The 21541-nt window shown below is 30.2% G+C and carries 17 protein-coding genes and 10 tRNA genes; 4 read left to right on the forward strand and 23 right to left on the reverse strand.

The window, feature by feature from the left end; translation table 11 throughout:
- Nucleotides 1–20 precede the first annotated feature (20 nt).
- Entirely contained in the window at nt 21–470 is a 450-nt protein-coding gene (locus B2P65_RS17505; protein ID WP_035135659.1) for a YbjN domain-containing protein, read from the forward strand.
- Between the two features lie 151 nt (nt 471–621).
- Nucleotides 622–1713 carry an AI-2E family transporter gene (locus B2P65_RS17510; protein ID WP_346849254.1) on the forward strand — a complete coding sequence of 364 codons (1092 nt, stop codon included), beginning with the start codon at nt 622–624 and terminating at the stop codon, nt 1711–1713.
- A 184-nt stretch (nt 1714–1897) separates the two neighbouring features.
- Here the strand turns inward: B2P65_RS17510 and B2P65_RS17515 are convergent.
- From B2P65_RS17515 to B2P65_RS17570, 12 genes are all read right to left on the reverse strand, one after another.
- Nucleotides 1898–1974 (reverse strand) — tRNA-Arg (locus B2P65_RS17515).
- 50 nt (nt 1975–2024) lie between these two features.
- Nucleotides 2025–2098 (reverse strand) — tRNA-Gly (locus B2P65_RS17520).
- A gap of 3 nt (nt 2099–2101) precedes the next feature.
- Nucleotides 2102–2176: transfer RNA gene (locus B2P65_RS17525), tRNA-Gly, on the reverse strand.
- A 19-nt stretch (nt 2177–2195) separates the two neighbouring features.
- A tRNA-Leu gene (locus B2P65_RS17530) sits at nt 2196–2279 on the reverse strand.
- Between the two features lie 12 nt (nt 2280–2291).
- A tRNA-Lys gene (locus B2P65_RS17535) sits at nt 2292–2367 on the reverse strand.
- 3 nt (nt 2368–2370) lie between these two features.
- Nucleotides 2371–2445: transfer RNA gene (locus B2P65_RS17540), tRNA-Gln, on the reverse strand.
- A gap of 8 nt (nt 2446–2453) precedes the next feature.
- Nucleotides 2454–2529 (reverse strand) — tRNA-His (locus tag B2P65_RS17545).
- 6 nt (nt 2530–2535) lie between these two features.
- Nucleotides 2536–2612 (reverse strand) — tRNA-Arg (locus B2P65_RS17550).
- A 6-nt stretch (nt 2613–2618) separates the two neighbouring features.
- Nucleotides 2619–2692: transfer RNA gene (locus B2P65_RS17555), tRNA-Gly, on the reverse strand.
- 17 nt (nt 2693–2709) lie between these two features.
- A tRNA-Pro gene (locus B2P65_RS17560) sits at nt 2710–2785 on the reverse strand.
- A 364-nt stretch (nt 2786–3149) separates the two neighbouring features.
- Complete coding sequence (locus B2P65_RS17565; RefSeq protein ID WP_346848994.1) at nt 3150–3746, reverse strand: XTP/dITP diphosphatase; 597 nt, start codon at nt 3744–3746, stop codon at nt 3150–3152.
- Nucleotides 3747–3772: 26 nt separating this feature from the next.
- Nucleotides 3773–4747 carry an AIR synthase family protein gene (locus B2P65_RS17570; RefSeq protein WP_346848993.1) on the reverse strand — a complete coding sequence of 325 codons (975 nt, stop codon included), beginning with the start codon at nt 4745–4747 and terminating at the stop codon, nt 3773–3775.
- Nucleotides 4748–4845: 98 nt separating this feature from the next.
- Here B2P65_RS17570 and B2P65_RS17575 point away from each other — a divergent pair, with 98 nt between their 5' ends.
- Nucleotides 4846–6240, forward strand: a complete 1395-nt coding sequence (locus tag B2P65_RS17575; RefSeq protein WP_346848992.1) for a hypothetical protein — start codon at nt 4846–4848, stop codon at nt 6238–6240.
- An 18-nt stretch (nt 6241–6258) separates the two neighbouring features.
- Here B2P65_RS17575 and B2P65_RS17580 read toward each other — a convergent pair whose 3' ends face one another.
- The gene (locus tag B2P65_RS17580) at nt 6259–7848 is read right to left on the reverse strand and encodes an ABC transporter substrate-binding protein (protein ID WP_346848991.1); all 1590 of its coding nucleotides are present in this window, start codon (nt 7846–7848) and stop codon (nt 6259–6261) included.
- A gap of 145 nt (nt 7849–7993) precedes the next feature.
- Between B2P65_RS17580 and B2P65_RS17585 the strand changes: the two genes are divergently transcribed.
- Nucleotides 7994–8263, forward strand: a complete 270-nt coding sequence (locus B2P65_RS17585) for a hypothetical protein (RefSeq protein WP_346848990.1) — start codon at nt 7994–7996, stop codon at nt 8261–8263.
- A gap of 140 nt (nt 8264–8403) precedes the next feature.
- Here the strand turns inward: B2P65_RS17585 and ligA are convergent, their stop codons facing one another.
- The 10 genes from ligA to B2P65_RS17635 all read right to left on the reverse strand — a co-directional run bounded on the left by ligA (nt 8404) and on the right by B2P65_RS17635 (nt 21325).
- A complete protein-coding gene (ligA, locus tag B2P65_RS17590) occupies nt 8404–10401 on the reverse strand; it encodes an NAD-dependent DNA ligase LigA (protein WP_346880637.1) in 1998 nt (665 codons plus the stop codon).
- 136 nt (nt 10402–10537) lie between these two features.
- Nucleotides 10538–12799, reverse strand: a complete 2262-nt coding sequence (gene pcrA, locus B2P65_RS17595) for a DNA helicase PcrA (protein ID WP_346880638.1) — start codon at nt 12797–12799, stop codon at nt 10538–10540.
- A 276-nt stretch (nt 12800–13075) separates the two neighbouring features.
- Nucleotides 13076–13390 carry a YerC/YecD family TrpR-related protein gene (locus B2P65_RS17600; RefSeq protein WP_346848987.1) on the reverse strand — a complete coding sequence of 105 codons (315 nt, stop codon included), beginning with the start codon at nt 13388–13390 and terminating at the stop codon, nt 13076–13078.
- Between the two features lie 134 nt (nt 13391–13524).
- Nucleotides 13525–13758: a preprotein translocase subunit SecG gene (gene secG / locus B2P65_RS17605; protein WP_035135246.1), complete on the reverse strand. Its 234-nt coding sequence runs from the start codon at nt 13756–13758 to the stop codon at nt 13525–13527.
- Nucleotides 13759–13920: 162 nt separating this feature from the next.
- Complete coding sequence (eno, locus tag B2P65_RS17610; RefSeq protein ID WP_035132373.1) at nt 13921–15216, reverse strand: phosphopyruvate hydratase; 1296 nt, start codon at nt 15214–15216, stop codon at nt 13921–13923.
- Nucleotides 15217–15281: 65 nt separating this feature from the next.
- Nucleotides 15282–16808 (reverse strand): 2,3-bisphosphoglycerate-independent phosphoglycerate mutase, encoded by a 1527-nt coding sequence (gpmI, locus tag B2P65_RS17615; RefSeq protein ID WP_346880639.1) that lies wholly within the window; start codon nt 16806–16808, stop codon nt 15282–15284.
- Nucleotides 16809–16828: 20 nt separating this feature from the next.
- A complete protein-coding gene (gene tpiA, locus B2P65_RS17620) occupies nt 16829–17575 on the reverse strand; it encodes a triose-phosphate isomerase (protein WP_346880640.1) in 747 nt (248 codons plus the stop codon).
- A 182-nt stretch (nt 17576–17757) separates the two neighbouring features.
- Entirely contained in the window at nt 17758–18954 is a 1197-nt protein-coding gene (locus B2P65_RS17625; protein WP_346880641.1) for a phosphoglycerate kinase, read from the reverse strand.
- 103 nt (nt 18955–19057) lie between these two features.
- Entirely contained in the window at nt 19058–20065 is a 1008-nt protein-coding gene (gene gap / locus B2P65_RS17630) for a type I glyceraldehyde-3-phosphate dehydrogenase (RefSeq protein ID WP_035132381.1), read from the reverse strand.
- Nucleotides 20066–20284: 219 nt separating this feature from the next.
- Entirely contained in the window at nt 20285–21325 is a 1041-nt protein-coding gene (locus B2P65_RS17635; protein WP_346848983.1) for a sugar-binding transcriptional regulator, read from the reverse strand.
- Between the last annotated feature and the right edge of the window lie 216 nt (nt 21326–21541).

Here is a 21541-nt window from a genome sequence, read left to right on the forward strand (position 1 = left end):
TTATTCAAGGGGGAAATAGTATGAGAAATAATGCTATAGAATTTGAAAAATATATAGAAGAACATAGACTTCCATTAAACAAAGGACTCAATGTAGATGAATTTACCATCTTTTCATTTCCTGAAAAGATCACTATAAACGGAGTTACTAAACCAGTTCTGGGAGGTGGCCAAGATAGAAGAGCTGTTATATCATTAAGAGATGATGATACATTAGCTGACATCTTCTGCTTTAATATAGCCTCTATATCTAAAGCTCAAGATAAATATAAGTTATATGCTTTATTCAATGAATTAAACTCTACATATAAATATGTATCCTTTTATGAGGATAATGAAATTATAAGTGCAAAAGTATCCCTACCATTTAATGATAACTTTGATGCAGATTTAGTTTTCCAAATGCTTTCTATAATATTTAGAGCTGTAGATGAAGAATACCCTAAAATTCTTTCTACCTTGCACAACTAAATAATCTAGAAAACTAACATGCTAGTTTTAATTTTCTAGCATGTATTTTTTTAATCATTTATGTTATGGTATATAATGACATTAGCTTAATTATAGTTAAATAAATCTCAAAGTCTTCATTATTCTAAATTTTAAATTAGAGGAGGAAAAAATGAATAAAAATAAAAATTTTACTAAAATAATACAAATTCTTTTAATAATAAATTTAATTCTATTGGCTATAGGACTCTTCAGTAAAATGAATTTTGTACTATCTCCTATAACTACAATTCTTAATGCTATGTTTATACCTATAGTTTTAGCAATTTTTCTTTACTATCTAGTGAGACCCGTGAAAAGGTTTCTTCAAAACAGGAAATTATCAAGTGGAATAGCTACAGCCCTTTCAATACTATTGATAATTGTATTAATTGTATATATGCTTATATATTCTTCATCGATAATAGCTACTCAAGGTGAAAGTTTAACCATAGCTATTATTGAATCCGTACAGAACTTAGCAGATAAATATAGCTACTTATTTCCACAAATTAATGAATTTTTAAATATTGGTGAATTACTTCAAAAAGCCGCTAACTATTTAGTAAATTCTTTTACAGACATAAGTAAAAACATATATGTATTTGCTAGTTCTATAGGTAATTTTGTAGCTCAGATGATTTTAATACCAATAATAATGTTTTATATACTTAAAGATGACAAAAAAATATATAATACTTTCACTTCCTTTCTTCCAAGAAAATTTAAAAGTATTATATTGAAAATACTCCATGAAATTGATACAGTATTAAAACAATACATTACTTCACAGATTATGGTTGCTTGTGTCATCGGAGTTCTTATGTTTATAGGTTATGTAATCATCGGAATGCCTAATGCTCTTGTTCTATCTCTATTTTCTCTTATAACTGCCTTTATTCCTTTCTTAGGTGTAATACTGGGAATTATTCCAGCTATCCTTATATCCTTAAGTATGGGCTTTGGTATGGTACTTAAAATAATAATTCTTACAGTTATTGTTCAGCAGTTAGAAGGCAATGTTATAACCCCTAATATCACTGGTAACCAACTGAATATGCATCCACTGACAACTATTTTAGTAGTTACCATAAGTGTATACTTTGGAGGTTTCTTCGCAGCCTTCCTTGCAGTTCCTATATATAACATTGTTAAAATTCTTGTTAAGAATTTATATTGTTATTTGATAAATAAACATAATACGGAAATTACAGTTGAAAAATAACTTTCAATATTAAAATAAGCACTATTGATTTAACTCATTAGTGCTTATTTTTTACTTTTTTACTCTATCATTTCCTATAATATTGTTGTTCCTGAGTAAATTTCATCATTAATCATAAATTAATAATAAAATAAAAAAATACCAACGATTTCATCTACTGAAATCGTCGATATCACTACATTCATGGTACACCCAACAGGATTTGAACCTGCCACCGATGGATTCGAAGTCCAGCGCTCTATCCAGCTGAGCTATGGGTGCAAAAATAAAATATGAATTCCTTATAAAACACCTTCTCAAAAAATAAAAAATGGAGCGGGTGAAGGGAATCGAACCCTCGTAACTAGCTTGGAAGGCTAGCACTCTACCATTGAGTTACACCCGCATTTGGAGCGGAAGACGAGATTCGAACTCGCGACGTTCACCTTGGCAAGGTGACGCTCTACCACTGAGCCACTCCCGCATTTTTTTATTTTTATGATTGGTGCAGGTGAAGGGAGTCGAACCCCCACGCCTAAGGCGCTAGATCCTAAGTCTAGTGCGTCTGCCAATTCCGCCACACCTGCATGTTTCATTTTTGGTGGCTCACCGGGGGATCGAACCCCGGACACCATGATTAAAAGTCATGTGCTCTACCGACTGAGCTAGTGAACCATCTGGCTGGGATAGCAGGATTTGAACCTACGAATGCCAGAGTCAAAGTCTGGTGCCTTACCGCTTGGCGATATCCCAAAATTTAATGGGGTGAACGATGGGACTCGAACCCACGACAACCAGAACCACAATCTGGCGCTCTACCAACTGAACTACGTTCACCATATATGGTGCGTCTTAAGGGATTCGAACCCCTGGCCCACGCCTTAGAAGGGCGTTGCTCTATCCAGCTGAGCTAAAAACGCATATTTTGGAGCGGGTGAAGGGAATCGAACCCTCGTAACTAGCTTGGAAGGCTAGCACTCTACCATTGAGTTACACCCGCATATATTTAATTTAAAATGGTCGGGGTGACAGGGATTGAACCTGCGACCTCATGGTCCCAAACCACGCGCGCTCCCATCTGCGCCACACCCCGATATATCTTAATCAGTGCCGTTTGATTAATAACCTTAACGACAAAATTTATTATACAGACTTCCCTTTAATTAGTCAACACCTTTTTTGAAGTTTTTAATTAAATTTTGACAGTTTTTATTGTAAATTCTCTTCAAGTCCTTATTTTACCTTCTTTTCTCTTATATACCTTATAAATACTAATGACTTATATTGTTACTACTAAATTCTCTGTCTATATCAAAATAAACTTAAATGCAATTAACAAATTATGTAATTTAATACTCAACACACGGAATAAATTTAAATAGTTCACTATGTAAAAATAAATATATTTATACATGGAACTATTTAAATATATAACAAGTAAAATTATTACATGTAGACTATAAATATTTTTTCATCTCTTCTGTTAACTTAGATAATGCATTTCCTCTATGACTTATAGCATTTTTCACTTTAGAAGGTACATCATTAAATGTAGCCTTTAGTTCTGGCACGTAGAATAAAGGATCATATCCAAATCCTTCACACTCTTTGTATTTCTCTAATATTAAACCTTCTACTTCACCTTGAACTTTGATAATATCTTTATCATTAACTATTAAAACCATAGCACATATAAATTTTGCTTTTCGTTCATTAAAAGGCACACCTTCTAACTCTCTTATTAACTTTTTATTATTTTCCACTGAATTTCCATGTTCACCACTATATCTAGCAGAATATATTCCCGGAGCTCCATTTAATACTTCTACTGATAATCCTGAATCATCAGATAAAACAAGTACATCTTTACAAATTTCATGAATTGCCTTAGCCTTTATGTATGCATTTTCCATAAATGTAGTGCCTGTTTCTTCTACATCTATATCTATATCAGCTTCTTTTAAAGATACTACCTCTAAATCAAACTCTTTAAGAATCTCCTTTATTTCTACAATTTTATGATGATTATTACTAGCAACTATTACTCTTTTCATTACAAATTCTCCTTCTTAAATGTCTACTATATGTTAAATAACTCATCTGCTTCTGGCGGAGTCACTTCATTGATTTCTTTATCATCTATTACTATACCTTTACTCTTAGTTATTTCTCCTATTTCAGTAGCCTTAATTCCATTATCATCAAAAGATTTTAACAACTTTTCTGGATTATCAGTAGTTATAAGCATACTACCTGATGATATTAGTCTTAATGGATCTATATTAAATTCTTTACATACTTTCCTTGTAATTTCTGTAATTGGCATTTTAGATTTATTAACCTTAAATCCTACATTACTTGCATTAGCAACTTCCCATAATGCTCCTAAAACTCCACCCTCTGTTATATCATGCATAGATGTTGCTTTAGCTATTCCACCTATTTTTCCTTCTTTCACTACACTTATGCTCTCCACATAGCCTCTTGCTTCTTCAATCTCTTCATCTGTTAATATACTCCTGCATCTCTCTTCATAATCATTAACCAATATTGAAGTTCCTTCAAGGCATAGTTGTTTAGTAACTATTATGCTATCCCCTACTTTTGCTCCTGATGTGCTAATAGCACTATTAACATTACTTTTTCCAATAGCCGTACACGAAACCACTATCTTATTAACAGCTTCTGTTATTTCAGTATGGCCACCTATAATTTGAACATTTACTTTACATGCTTCTTCATGAATTTCTTTCATAAGATCATGTAATTCTTGTATAGTAGTCTTTGGTGGTGCTAATATGGTAACCAAGATTCCTAATGGCTCGACTCCACAGGAAGCTATATCATTACAGTTAATGTTAACTGCAATTTTACCTATATTTTCCTCTGCACCAGTTACAGGGTCTGTAGAAATTACGCATTGATTACTGCCAAAATTTATAATGGCACAATCTTCTCCTATGCCGTTAGATACTTCTACTTCCTTCCGCTCTTTCCCTTTATGGTTATCTATTATGTACTTTAGTTCATTCCAATTTAATTTTCCTACCCTCATATAAATTCTCCTAACCTAAAAAAACTATTGTGTTTTTAGCACATTTTCACTTCTCATATCATATTATTAAATATAACTAATATTCTGGTGGTGTTATTTTGAGATATATAGGACCTTTTTTAAGAATTAACATACTAAACAATGACAATATAAAAAGTCAATTGTTTCATTTTTCTAAAGAGTCCCTTAGACATATAGTTCTACACTCTGGATGTGGAATTATATCTAGAAATGCAAACTTAAAAATTAAACCTTTACCTAATGATGATGATATCACAAATAGCGTTATTTCTCCACTATTATGTGTATATAGAAAAGCTGACGGAAAACTTTTGAAAGAAAAAGATAAATTACTTTGGAATCATCGCAAGTTTAAAAGAGAAATAAACATATGTGCTAATGGGTATATGACCCTTGGTTTGCTGTACTTATCTGACTATTATAGAAAATTTAAAGATATTGATGAGGATAAATATAAACTTAGCAAATACTATGTTGACCTATCCATTGAGCAATTAGAATTTTTTGCTCTTTATTGCCGTAATAGTGAGGGGGTATTTGTTGATAAATATGATTCTACTGATCCTCTTCAAAAAGAATATTTTCTTACAGACAAGAATATGAAGTTTAAATTTTCAACACAAGCTCTTCTTATGGCAGCATATTATAAATGTGCTACACTTTCAGAAGACAATAATGAAAACTTTCAATCCTTTGCTCTAGATATAATGAATCTATTCTCAAGTCTAAAACAAGAAATATATAATACTTCTCACGATGAGTTAGTTAAAATATGTTTAGCCTTCAATATTCTTTATGAATGTTCAAAACTGGAGAAAGCTAAGGAATTACTAGTAGATTTTTCTGAATTAATGATTGAAAACATCAATCATATGCCACCTTCTGTAATTAGAGATAATATAGATATTTCTTGTTTATGCTATATAAACTCTATATTAACTTATAAAAATACCAATTTATCTCATTTTAAAGATGCAGCCTTTAAAATCTTTAATAACCTAGAAAAATTATATAATAATGATGATGGTATTTTTATAAAAGACATTTCTGAAAAAGAAAACAAATTTTCTTCAGATGAAATAATTCTATATCTTTATGTATTTATGATTCAAGAGTCTTTATTAAGTGACAATGAAAAAACCGAGCTAGCTTCTAAAATTCATGGTCTTTATAAAAAACAGGTAGTAAGCTCTGGAATTATACTTAGGTGGCCGGAAGCTCCTAGTCTTGATAACCCTGAAAGATATAGGAATTTTTCATGTAAGGCAGAAGACCTATTAGATGATAATTATTTTAGATTTTCTTCTTATGTAAATAATGATACTAATGATTTAGCACCTATTTTTGTTAAAAATATTTCTTTAAATAGAAAGAAAGAAAGTTATAAACATTATAAACATAGTTTTGATTCTTGTAAAAACATGTTTAACTTTTTTACAATTATTTATTTAAATACAATTTTAGATTTCTAATAAAGAAGTACCTTAAATTTAAGGTACTTCTTTAACTTTTTCTAATCTTATATTTCCAGTGGTAGTTACATACACTTGGTTTATACCTTCTTTAACGCAAATAACATTGTTAATATTATATATAGGTATAGATATTAACTGATTTCTTAGTATTTTTTCACATTCCTCATAAATAATTTTTCTTTTTTCGTCATTCATTTCATATTTTGCAGAATTAATAAGATTGTAATATTCTTCATTTTCATATGAAATAAGATTATTATTAGAAATCTTATGGAAACTCTCAAAATACTCTCCAGGATTTCTATAGCTGAAATCAAACCTCTGCAATACTATATCATAATCTCCTTTATCAACAGCATTTTTCAACTCTTCTTTAGAATATTCTTTTAAAACTATTTCTGAATCAGTACACTCTTTAATATCAATACTTAAATCTTCAACAATTCTCCTATTCAAGTTATTTTTTTCAAAAATTACTCTTATTTCAGGATTTTCATTGATATTGACCTTGTTAAAGAATTCTTTAGCTTTTTCAGTATCTCCAAAAATCGAGAATACTTGTTCTGTTTCATCTGTTTCCATCACATAGGATGTAGCTGGAGTAAGTAATTCTTTGCATATAAGTTGAGAGTAGTATTCCTTTGATAAAAGTGAGTTTATAGCTATTCTAAAATTTACATCTCCACCAACAGTTTCTTTATCCGGGTTAAAACTTAAATAATATACAGCTGAACCATTAAAACTTTTCACCATTGAATTTTGAGATAATCTTAAAAGTTCATTTATTGGAGCATCCATCATTATATCAATACCACCTGAAAAATAATCTGTATTGGTATCCGTCGACTTTTCAAAAATAGCTAAAGTATTTTCTTCGCTGTTTAAAAATGTAATTCTAATAGTTTCATCAGTAATTTTAATTCTTTCATAATGCTTTTGATTTTTTTCTATGTAGATCCCATCATTCTTTACATCTTTAATTACAAAGGGACCTGTATACCTTATTGAAGTAAAATTTTCCTTATACTTATCCAGGGTTCCGTAATCTCTAATGTTAAATACTGGGTTAGCTATGATATTAATAAAATAAGGATTTTTATAATTTAGTCTAATAGCTATGGTACTATCATCTTTTACGTTTATTGCCACATTTGAAAAATCACCAATTCCTTCTCTAAACTCCTTAGCTCCATATATACAATCTAAACTACTAGCATATACATTATTTCTATCACTTAAAAATCCTTTAAAAAAACTCTTAATTGCCTCTGCAGTAATTTTTTCTCCTGTACTATAATATATATCCTCTCTTAATATAAAAGTGTATTCTAAGCCATCTTCTGAAGTTATTATCTCCTTTGCAAGTGCTGGTACTATTTCTCCATTGTTATCTTCTTTTACTAAACCTTCAAAAAGTGTTATTAGCAAATCTTTATCTCTTACAGTATTTTCTCTTGTTAACTGTAAATCTTCAGGATTTACATTCATATTGTAAGTTATATAATTCACTTTACTATATTTTACAGAATTTAATTTATCTTTCTCAATAGATATTCCTGCTAAAATTATTATAATGCAAAGTACTGTAAATATTATTTTCTTCACCACAACACCTCCTATATTTAAAATTATTTACTCATTTATTTCAAAATAAACAATTCTGAGCAAGTTAACACAAAATTCTTCTTTTCCAATTGTAAACATGTGATATAATATTTATAATAATGTGTAAATAAATTGGAGGTATCTTATGGTTTACTTAGATATTATATTGAAAATATTAGGAATCTTATCTTTAATAACTTTTATGATAATAATCATTTGGGGATTTGTTGTTTTCAATTCTATATATAGCCAGCTGAGATATAGTAATTATATACTTGAAAAAATCTCACATATATTAAATATTTCATGTATAGATATGCAAGCTAAGGAAAAGGAACAACAAAAAAAATCTGAAATAATTGATGAAAACTCTAATTCAGAGCTTTTAGATAGCACTTCTGACTCTACTATCTAGAATAATAATTATTTAGTTATGGATGATACTCCTAATCAACAGAAAAATTTATATTGATTAGATGTATAGTACAATACAGATTATTTACTATAGCAATTAGCCCCATGGATAAAAACTCCATGGGGCTAATGCTTTCTACTTTAAATCATTCCCTTAAACTCTTCTTCAGAAATTACTCTAATTCCTAATTCTATAGCTTTATTATACTTAGAACCTGGGTCTTCTCCAACTATAACAAAGTCTGTTTTTTTACTTACAGAACCTGCTACCTTTGCACCGAAACTTTCTAATTTATCTTTAATTTCATTTCTTGAAAATTCTTTTAAACTTCCTGTAACTACAATAGTTTTATCTTTAAAAGGATTTTCATCTATTTGCTGAACTTGTTCCTCCCTTGGAGTTACACCCAAATTTAATAGCTCATTTATGGTTTCTCTAGATTTATCTAATGAGAAGAATTCAACTATAGTTTTTGCAACTATATCTCCTATATCAGGAACTGATATTAATTCTTCAAAGGATGCTTTCTCAATATTTTTTAAAGTTTTAAATTTCTTTGATAGATCCTTAGCTGTCTTTTTACCCACATTAGGAATACCTAGTCCATATATAAATGAAGATAATTCACATTCTTTACTATTCTCTAATGCTGTTAAAAGATTTATAGCTTTCTTATCTCCAAACTTTTCTAATCCAACTAATTCATCTTTTTTTATTCTATATAAATCTGCTATGGACTTTATTCCAAGTTTTTCAAATAACTGTTCAGCAGTTTTTTCACTAAATCCAGCTATATTCATAGCTTCTCTGCCAGCGTAGTGAACTATAGTTTTTACCATTTGAGGCTTACATGCCAAGGTGTTTTCACAAAACAAATGCACTCCATCTCTAAATAATTCTTCCCCACAACTAGGACATACCTTAGGCTCTTCAATAGAAATACTTCTTTCTAATGACTCCTCTACTACTCCCATTATTTCTGGAATTACATCATTAGATCTTCTAACAAATACTGTAGCTCCAATTTTCACTCCCTTACGCTGAATATCATCTAAGTTATTCAAAGTAGCTCTTTTAACTGTTACACCACCTAACTCTACTGGCTCAAGAATTGCAGTAGGACTAACTCTTCCACTTCTACCTACATTCCATTCTACATCCAAAAGCTTAGTAGTTGTTTCTTCTGCTTCAAACTTATAAGCTATTGCCCACTTAGGAAACTTAATTGTATATCCTAATACCTCTCTAGTTTTTATATCATCAATTGCTATAACTACCCCATCTATGTCATAATTCAAGTTGTTTCTAATACTATTAATATATTCAACTTGTTTTTCTATCTCATCAATATTAGTGCATGTTTCCATATAATTATCCATAGGGAGTCCCATTTTTTTTATAAAATTCATCATTTCAGTATATGTATTAAATGGATTTCCTTCATTATATCCAACATCATAGAAAAAAGCAGATAAATTTCTTCTGGCAGTCTCCTTTACATTTAAATTTCTAAGAGCTCCAGCTGCTCCATTCCTTAAGTTCTTTAATGGGATAGAAGCATTTTTATTATAGTTTTCAAAAGCTTCCTTTGTCATAATAGCTTCACCATGAACTTCGATTATACTGTGATTATCTATTATGAGTGGAATAGATTTTATAGTCTTTACTTGACTAGTAATGTCTTCTCCAATTTCTCCAGTCCCTCTAGAGGATCCAACTATTAAAATCCCCTCCTGGTTATAGGTCAAATTTATAGAAAGTCCATCAAACTTTTTAGTAACAATATATTTAACACTTGGCAGTTTTTCTTCATTATTATTATTATACTCGTTTATAGCTTTAATATTTCTATTATGCCAATTCTTAATTTGTTCTATGGATTGAGCCTTATCTAAACTCCAAAGAGGAGCTCTATGTTTATATTTTCTAAATTCATCTAAAACTATATCTCCTACTCTTAACGTTGGTGAATAAGGTAAAACCTCTTCAAGTTCACTTTCTAATACTTTAAGTTCATCATATTTTTTATCATATTCCTTATCAGATATGATAGGATTATCTAGTACATAGTATTCATAGGAGTATTTATTTAACTCCTCTACTAACTTCAGCATTTTACTACGCTTATCATCACTCATTATAACGCTTCCTCCTATTAACTTAAAAATAGCTCTTATATATTTAAAATTTAATTATAGGCTATGTTTTATTAACATCTAAAACATAGCCTATAATAAACTTATTCTGCTGTCTTCGTGACTTTCTTACACTATATTAAGCTAGTTCCAGACCTGCCTTATTAAGCATAAGCTTTTTGATTCCCATATTGTTAAAAGCTATAGTAACTATAGTTTCTCCATTGTCTGAGGATATAGATACTACAGTTCCCACTCCAAATTTACCATGTCTTACTTTTACCCCTATAGTAAGTTCTTCTTTAACTGCACATTTGTCAACTCCACATTCAATGCCACTAATTTCACTTGAAGCCATAGGTTTCTTTGAATTATAAAAACCACTTCTAAAGGAGTGAGGATTATTATTAACCTTATTATTTACCTTATTGTTAATATTATCAAAACTTCCTTTGGATTGAGTTCCTCCATCATCATTCAAATCATATTTTAATTCCTTAGGTATTTCACTTATGAAGTCTGATATAGGATATCCCACAGTTCTACCAAATACCATTCTCTGTTCTGCCGATGATATATATAGCATCTCTTCAGCTCTTGTAATAGCAACATAGCAAAGTCTTCTTGATTCTTCCATCTCATTAAAATTATTCAAAGAAGCCATTCCTGGAAATATTCCATTTTCCATTCCAACTAAGAAAACTACTGGAAATTCAAGTCCTTTTGAACTATGAACAGTCATCATTACTACTGCATTATTCTCTTCATCTAAATTATCTATATCAGAAACTAAAGTTACCTTTTCTAAAAAGGCACTTAAGGATTTATCTTCTGAAGAATTTTCAAAGACTACAGCATCAGATACAAGTTCCTTTAAGTTTTCTATTCTACTTTCATCCTCGGCACTACTAGACCCCTTAAGCATTTTCATGTATCCACTTCTATCTAAAATATCCTCAATTAGTTCAGGTACACTTATATTCTCTGCATCCACTATAAGAGTATTCATTAAGCTCACAAATTTATTTATAGATGTTATAGCTCTTGCAGAAAGATTTGGTATAAATTCTGCATCTAAAAGTGCATCATACATGCATATATTATTTTCTGCTGCAAATTCCTGTACCTTAGCTATGGTTGTGTCTCCAATACTTCTTTTAGGCTCATTTATAATTCTTTTTAAACTTATATCATCAAGAGGATTATTTATCACTTTCAAGTAAGCCATGACATCCTTAATTTCTTTTCTTTCATAGAATCTGAGTCCCCCTACTATTTTATAGGTTATCTCATTCCTTCTAAAGGCTTCCTCAAATATACGCGATTGGGAGTTCATTCTATAAAGTATAGCAAAATCCTTTAAGCTTCTATTTTCTTCTCTTATCATCCTTTTAATTTGAGTTGCTACAAAGTTTCCTTCATCTATGTCGCTATAGGCTCTGTATACTTTTAGCTTTTCTCCAGATTCACTTTCAGTTCTTAACACTTTATCTTTTCTTTGTGCATTATTTCTTATAACCTTATTAGCAGCCTCTAATATGTTTGATTTCGACCTATAGTTTTGCTCCAACTTAATAACCTTTGCTCTTGGAAAATCCTTTTCAAAGTCCAATATATTATTTATATCTGCACCTCTCCATGCATAAATACATTGATCGTCATCTCCAACTACACATATATTTTCATTTTCATTAACTAAAAGCTTTATCAATTCATATTGACATTTATTAGTATCTTGATACTCATCTACAAGAATATATTTAAATTTTCTTCTATAAAACTCTCTAACCTCATCATTTTCTTTAAGCAGTTTAACAACTAAATAAATTAGATCATCAAAATCCAAAGAATTTGTAGTCTTTAATTTCTTTTCATAGGTTAGATAAACATCTGCTATCTTATTCATTCGAAAGTTTCCTTCATTTTCTTTTTTAAACTTCTTAGCAGATATTAATTTATTTTTAGCATCGGAAATTTTTGAGATAATTTCTCCATCAGTTATGTCTTTATCATTGATATTAAGTTCTTTCATGCACTGCTTTACTAGTGATTTAGCATCGTAACTATCATATATAGTAAAATTTTTATTGTATCCTAACTTATCAATTTCTCTTCTTAAAATTCTTACACAGCTAGAGTGAAAAGTTGAAACCCACATTGTATCAACTATATCTCCTACTAATGATTTAACTCTTTCCTTCATCTCTCCTGCTGCTTTATTTGTAAAAGTCAAAGCTAAAATCTGTGAGGGATATATATTTAAATCATTTATCATATGTGCCATTCTATAAGTAAGAACCCTAGTCTTTCCTGATCCTGCACCTGCTAAAATTAACAAGGGGCCTTCTACGGTAACAGCTGCTTCGTATTGCTCCTTGTTTAATAGCTTTTTTAAATCCATCTAATCACTCCTAAATTTATAGTTATCTAATGTAATTTATTAATCTTATTTATCCTATAATATAATACTATACTATGAATATTTAACCTATTCTTTATTATACCATATACTATGAATTTATAAACGACATATAAATAATTACTCAATATGGTTAATACACCATAACCTTATATTGTAATTATTTTAATTTCTAATAAATTGATTAAATAGAAAAAGCCTTACTCTCTTCAAAGTAAAGCTTTTTCTTATAATTAATCTATGATTACTTACAACTTTCTATTTATCTTCATATTCATTCCAATCAACTCTTTCAAATACTACCTTATATCCATTATTTCCATAATTTAAAGAACGATTAACTCTACTTATGGTAGCAGTGCTAGCTCCAGTACTACTAGCGATATCTAAATAAGTTCTTCTTTCTTTAAGCATTCTTGCAACTTGAAGTCTTTGCTCCATAGCTTTTATTTCATTTATTGTACAAACATCTTCAAGGAACCTATATACTTCCTCTCTGGTTTTAAGAGATCTAATTGCATCAACAAGATAATCCATTTCTGAAGTTTCAAGTTTTGAAACATATCCACTCATTATTTTCTCCCCTATCACTAAAAAATTCATCTATATACATTATAAAGTTATCATATTAAAGTGTAAACATTTAATCTTTAATATAATTTTATCAGACATTAAATACAAAAGCTATCCCCCTGGATAGCTTTTAGTTAAAGTATAAATATGTTTATTCCTATAATTGACCCTGCAAAAACAACTGCTGATACTATAGTAAGTTTAGTTAAGAATGATTCCTTTGTTTTAGTTTTATTTTTGCTATAAAAAGTTTCTGAACTTCCAGCTACTAATCCACCTAAGCCTGATGATTTACTTTCTTGAAGAGATATTGCCAATATAACTGTTAATGCGGAAATAATTATTACAACCTTTAATGCTGTTATCATTATTATGCCCCCTTAATTCTTTATCCTTATACATGTAATATATTTTATCACAGTAAAAATATTTTTACAATGGAAAGAGTAATAAATGTAAATATATATATTAAATTAATATATACTTCTAATTTCTATAATAAAAACANNTGTTTTTATTATAGAAATTAGTTATCTTTTTATGTTAAAGAAAGATTTTAATCCTCTAAATTCAGCCATGTCACCAAGTTCTTCTTCGATTCTTAATAACTGGTTGTATTTAGCAACTCTCTCACTTCTTGCAGGAGCTCCAGTTTTAATTTGACCTGCATTTGTAGCTACTACTAAGTCAGCTATTGTAGTATCTTCTGTTTCTCCAGATCTGTGAGAAACCACTGCAGTATAACCAGCTCTTGCAGCCATTTCTATAGCATTTAAAGTTTCAGTTAAAGTTCCTATTTGGTTTAATTTTATAAGAATTGAGTTTGCAGTTTCTCTTTCAATTCCCATTCCAAGTCTAGAAGTATTAGTTACAAATAAGTCATCTCCAACTAATTGAATTTTTTTACCTATTTTATCAGTTAAGTACTTCCATCCTTCCCAATCTTCTTCAGCCATACCATCTTCAATAGATATTATTGGATATTTTTCACATAATTCTACATAGTAATCTGCCATCTCATGAGGAGTTAACATTCTTCCTTCTCCAGCAAGATTATATTTTCCATCTTCAAAGAATTCAGAAGATGCTGGGTCAAGTGCTATGAAAGCATCTTTTCCTGGAACATATCCAGCTTTTTCTATTGCTTCGATTATAACTTTTATTGCTTCTTCATTTGATGATAAATCTGGAGCAAATCCACCTTCATCACCTACACCTGTTCCAAGTCCTTTAGCTTTTAAGATTCCTTTTAATGCATGATAAACTTCTGCTCCCATTCGTAAAGCTTCGCTAAAAGATGTAGCTCCTGCTGGCATAACCATAAACTCTTGTAAGTCCACATTATTATCAGCATGTTTTCCACCATTTAAGATATTCATCATAGGTACTGGTAAAACTTTAGCATTAACTCCACCAATATATTGGTATAAACCAAGTCCTAAGTAATTAGCTGCAGCTTTTGCACAAGCAAGGGACACTCCTAAAGTAGCATTAGCACCTAATTTTTCTTTATTATGAGTTCCATCTAATTCTATCATAGTCTTATCTATAGCAACTTGATCGAATATATTCATTCCAATTAATTCTTCTGCTATTATGTTGTTTACATTATCAACAGCTTTTAATACACCTTTTCCATTGTATAGAGATTTATCTCCATCTCTTAATTCAACAGCTTCAAATTGACCTGTTGATGCTCCTGAAGGTACTGCCGCTACCCCTACTGTACCATCTTCTAGAACAACTTCAACCTCTACTGTTGGGAACGCTCTTGAATCTAATATTTGTCTTGCATAGACATCAATAATTTCAACATATTGTTTCATTTTTTTCCTCCTTCATATTATGTTTATAATAAATTTAGCATGGCTAAATATTTTAACTTAACAACTTAAATTAATGATTTTCCACTCATTTCACTTGGAATATCTAATTCCATCTTTGTTAAGATAGTTGGAGCAATATCTGCAAGTATTCCTCCACTTCTAAGTGTTCCTATTTCTTTACTTACGTATGTAAATGGAACCAGATTAGTAGTATGTGCAGTCATTGGTTTGCCTGTAGAGTAATCAATCATAGACTCAGCATTACCATGGTCTGCTGTAATAAACACTGTACCATTATGGTCTAGTACTTTATTTACAACCTTGCCTAAGCAATAATCTACAACTTCAATAGCCTTTACTGCTGCTTCAATAACTCCAGTGTGTCCAACCATGTCTGGGTTAGCATAATTTAATATAATTAAATCATATTCATCCTTTTCAATACTTTTTAATACTGCATCAGTAACTTCATAGGCACTCATTTCTGGTTTTAAGTCATAGGTTGCTACTTTAGGTGATGGAATCAATACCCTATCTTCACCCTTATTAGGTTCCTCTACTCCACCATTAAAGAAGAAAGTTACATGAGCATATTTTTCTGTTTCCGCAATTCTAAGCTGCTTTAATCCTTTGCTACTAACATATTCACCTAATGTATTCTCATAACTCTCAGGTTTATAAGCTATTTGTACATCCTCAATAGTTTTATCATATTGAGTCATACATACATAGGTTACATCTAAACTTTCTCTTTCAAAACCTTTAAAATCCTTATCTTTTAAAGCTCTAGTTATCTCTCTTGCCCTATCTGGTCTAAAGTTAAAAAATATTATGGAATCTTTATTTTTTATAGTAGCTACCGGTTTACCATCCTTCACAATTACACTAGGAATTACAAACTCATCTGTTTTATTATCATGATAAGCATCGTCTATAACTGCAAATGGAGAAGTACTAGTATTTCCTTCACCTTTTACCATTGCATTATAGGCCAATTGTACTCTTTCCCATCTATTATCTCTATCCATAGCATAATATCTACCAGAAATAGTTGCAATTTCTCCTATTCCCTCACTATCCATATGGTTTTGTAACTCTTCTATAAATATTTTTGAAGATGTTGGTGATACATCTCTTCCATCTAAAAAGCAATGAACAAAAACTTTTTTTACAGCCCTTCTCTTACAAAGAGTTATAAGAGCTTTTACATGATTTATATGAGAATGAACTCCTCCATCTGATAATAATCCTATTAAGTGAACAGCTGAGTTATTTTTTAACGCATCATCAATAGCAGTATTAAAAGCTTTATTTTCAAAGAAATCGCCATCTTTAATTGATTTTGTTATTCTAGTCAATTCTTGATATATTATTCTTCCCGCACCTATATTTAAGTGTCCAACTTCTGAGTTACCCATCTGCCCCTCAGGAAGCCCTACATCTAGACCAGAAGCTGATAATGCGGTGTGAGGATATTTAGCCTTTAATCCATCGTAGTTAGGCTTATTAGACTCTCTAACTGCATTTCCATCCACATTATCGCTTATTCCAAAACCATCCAATATCATTAGCATTACTGGTTTTTTATTCATAATATTTGACCATCCTTTTATTAGTAATTTACAATAGCTGCGAAATCTGAAGCTTTAAGACTAGCTCCACCTATTAATCCTCCATCTATGTGTTCCTTTGACATTTGCTCTTTTATAGTTGATGGCTTAACTGATCCGCCATATTGAATTCTAATTTTATATGCAACTTCTTCTCCGTATAACTTGCATATAACTCCTCTAATAAATCCTATTGTATTATTAGCATCATCTGCAGTTGCAGTTTTCCCTGTCCCTATTGCCCAAATAGGTTCATAGGCTATAACCATATTTTCAACTTGCTCTTTTTTTATTCCTATTAAATCTTGCTTTATTTGAGCACCTAATACTTCTTCAGTTATTCCTAATTCTCTTTGCTGTAAACTTTCACCTATACATAATATAGGTGTAATCTTGTGATGAAAAGCAGTCTTTAATTTTTTATTAATAGCTTCATCAGTTTCATTAAAATACTGTCTTCTTTCACTATGTCCAATTATAACAAATTTTACTCCTAGTTCTTTAAGCATTAATGGAGAAACTTCTCCTGTAAAAGCACCTGACTCTTCAAAATGCATGTTTTGAGCCCCAACCATAATATTGCTTCCCTTACATTCCTCAACTATTGCTGGTAAACTTAAAAAAGTGGGACAAACTACTACATCACAGCTAGCATCATTTACTAAAGGCTTTAATTCCTTAACTAAATTTACTGCTTCTTCTATTGTATTATTCATCTTCCAGTTTCCTGCTATTATTGCTTTTCTCATGATTAATCCTCCTATTAATAACTTTGCAACACATCTTTAATGATGCTAATATATCCAAGTTTTTTCCTTAAGAGACATATTACATTTTTTTCTCTAAATCAAATATAATATATTACTCTCGAAAAGGAAAGTAAATAAACAAGATTTTATCTTGTTTATTACTTTCTTTATAGATTTTACATTTATTTATCATTTAAAGCAACAATTCCTGGAAGTTCTTTTCCTTCTAAAAATTCTAAGGAAGCTCCGCCACCTGTTGAAATATGTGTCATTTTATCTCCTAGACCAAATATATTAACAGCCGCAGCACTATCCCCTCCACCAATTATTGTGATTCCATCACAATTAGCCATAGCTTCTCCTACTGCTATTGTTCCCTTATTAAAGTTTTCAAATTCAAAAACTCCCATTGGACCATTCCAAATAATAGTTTTAGATTTTGCTATCACTTCTGCATATAATTCTCTTGTTTTGGGTCCTATATCTAAAGCCATATATCCATCTTGAATATTTTCATCTTCTGTTATTACTGGATTTGCATTTTTATCGAATTCCGTAGCTACTACGTGGTCTATCGGTAAATATAATTTTACTCCTTTTTCTTTAGCCTTATCCATCATCTCTAGTGCATAATCAATTTTATCTTCTTCTACCCTTGATATACCCATTTTATAATCTTTAGCTTTCAGGAAAGTATATGCCATGGCTCCTCCTATAAGAAGATTGTCTACTTTCTCTAAAAGATTATTTATTACATTAATTTTATCTGATACTTTAGAGCCTCCTAAAATAGCAGTAAATGGTTTCTCAGCATTTTCTATAGCTTCTCCTAAAAACTTAAGCTCTTTCTGAATTAAATATCCGCAAACTGACTCTTTTACAAATCCAGTTACTCCTACTGTAGAACAATGTGCTCTATGTGCTGTTCCAAAAGCATCATTTACGAATAAATCACAAAGAGAAGCTAATTCCTTAGAATAATTTTCTTCATTTTTAGTTTCTTCTTTTCTAAATCTAGTATTTTGTAATAGTACTATATCTCCATCATTCATATCTAAAATAGCTGACTTTGCTTTATCTCCCACTACATTATAATCCGCTGCAAAAATTATCTTCTTATTTAATAGTTCACTTAATCTTGCTGCTACTGGTGATAGCGAAAGCTCTGGTTTAGGCTCCCCCTTTGGTTTTCCTAAATGTGAACATAATATAACCTTTGCATTATTGTTAACTAAGTACTCTATAGTAGGTATTGCTCCTAGAAGTCTATTTTCATCAGTAATTTTACCCTCTACTATAGGTACATTAAAATCACACCTTACTAAAACCTTTTTACCTTTCACATTGATGTCTTCTAATGATTTCTTGTTAAATGACATATTAAAATCTCCTTTTTTAAACTTATTGTAATAAAAATCTAGTTCAATCATAAATCATAGAACTAGATTTTTATTACATACCTATTTTAACACATTTTGAAGATTATAATCTATCTGCAACATATTTTGTTAAATCTGCTAGCCTATTTGAGTAACCCCACTCATTATCATACCAAGCTACTACTTTAACTAGATTATCTCCCATAACCATAGTTGATAATGCATCTACAATTGAAGATCTCTCATCACCTCTAAAGTCCATTGAAATTAATGGTTCCTCAGAGAAGCCTAAAATCCCATTAAGTTTTCCTTCTGCCGCTTCTCTTAAAGCCCCGTTAACCTCCTCTACGCTCACAGACTTACCAAGTTCACATACTAAATCAGTCATTGAAACTGTTGGTGTTGGAACCCTTACTGCCATACCATTTAATTTTCCTTTAAGCTGTGGTAAAACTAATGCGACCGCTTTTGCCGCTCCTGTAGTTGTTGGAATCATTGATTCTCCTGCAGCTCTAGCTCTTCTTAAATCTTTATGTGGAGCATCCAATATTTTTTGATCATTAGTATATGAGTGTATTGTAGTCATAAGCCCTTGTACTATACCAAACTTTTCATCTAAAACTTTTGCAAAAGGAGCTAAACAGTTAGTTGTACATGAAGCATTTGAAATAATATTATGATTTTTAGCATCATATTTATCTTCATTTACTCCCAGTACAATTGTTATATCTTCATTTTTTGCTGGTGCGGAAATTAACACCTTTTTAGCTCCAGCTTCTATATGAGTCTTTGCTTTTGTAGCATCTGTAAATAATCCTGTAGATTCTATTACAATATCTGCACCTTGAAGTCCCCATGGTATATTTTTAGGATCTCTTTCTGCAAATATTCTTATTTCCTTTTCATTAACTATAATTGAATTCTCAGTAGCTTCAACTGTTCCATTGAATTTTCCATAAAGGGTATCATACTTCAAAAGATGTGCTAGTGTCTCAGGATCTGTTAAATCATTAATTGCTACAACTTCTATGTCATTTCCATATTTATCTACCAAAACCTTAAATACATTTCTTCCAATTCTACCGAATCCATTAATTCCAACTTTAACCATTATAAAATACCTCCAACATTTAATTTAATAATTTTTATATTAAACTTAATTGATATAAACAGATTTTTAGGAGATTTAATCCTAAAAATCCTTATCTAGAGATACATTTCCTTATATACATATTGATTTTAAAACATAGAATCCTAAAAATCATAATATATTAATTTTAAAAACATATAAGTACTTTAATAAGTAACTCTAGGATAAAATCATTAAGTATTAACAACCAACTTTATTTAAAAATAGTTTTAAAATTTCTTTTGCCGTAGCTTCATCAGTAACTAATGTTGAATTTAATTTATCCATTTGTATAACCATGATAGCTTCTGCCTTTTCAACACCAGCTGCTACAGCTATTACATTAGGGATATTTTTAATTCTATCTTTAGTTATTCCAATTGAAGGCATAGAATATACAACCTCACCTTTGCTATTAAAATAATGTCCATAAGCTTCTCCTATAGCTCCTAATTCTAATATTCTTTCCTTTATGTCCTTACCTAGACTTCTCTTATCACACATATCTTTAGCCAGTCCTATACCATGGATAAGAATATTTGATTTCTCTATATGTTCAAAAGTTTCCTTAATATCTGATTCCTTAATCAACGCTTTAAAAGAATCACTACTTATGTTATCTGGAATATGTAACAATTCATAAGTAGCATCTAACTTATTTGCTAAAATCTCTACTAAGGTATTAGATTGTATTTCTGTTTCCTTTCCTATACCACCTCTTCCAGGTAAAACTTTTATATTTTTATATTTAGTCATTGGAAGGAAATTGTAAACTACCTCCTTAATTGTTCGTCCTCCTGTAAGGGATATTGTAATATCATCTTTAATAATACTTTTTAAATAATTACCCGCTACCCTACCAAGTTCAGTATATAATGAATTATCTTCTGTTACATTTCCGTTAATAACTATTACTTCTCTAACTTTAAGAATTTTCTTCAATTCCTCTTCTAAGTGATTTAACCCACTTAATTCCTTCATAAAAGCCTTAAGTCCAATAAAAACTTCATCACCTTCTTCAGTAATATACATACCAGAGGACTTAATATCAATTAATCCTTGAGTTTTCAATAGATTTGTTTCGCTTCTTACAACCCTTTCACTTAAATTCACTATGGTTGACAGCAGCCTTCTGCCTATGGGTTCTCTATACTTTATATTTTTTAATATGGTATATCGCATATCTAAAACTTCTAGCAATTCCGGCACTACTTTCTGTTGTAATTTCAATAACTTCTCCATCTTTCACCTCATTGACAAAATATGTCCCTATGGACACTATTTGTCCCATCAACATTCTAAACCTCTATTTATATTATATGCCAATATTCATTGTTTGTGAAGTACTTATGTTAATTTTAGTTTTATATAAGTTATATTTCTACATTCATCTACAATTTATACAAAAAAATAATTCCATATAAATCATAATAATAAATTAATGTTTCATATGGAATA

The organism is Clostridium sp. UBA3061, from assembly GCF_002367465.1.
Taxonomy (GTDB): Bacteria; Bacillota; Clostridia; order Clostridiales; family Clostridiaceae; genus Clostridium_J; species Clostridium_J sulfidigenes.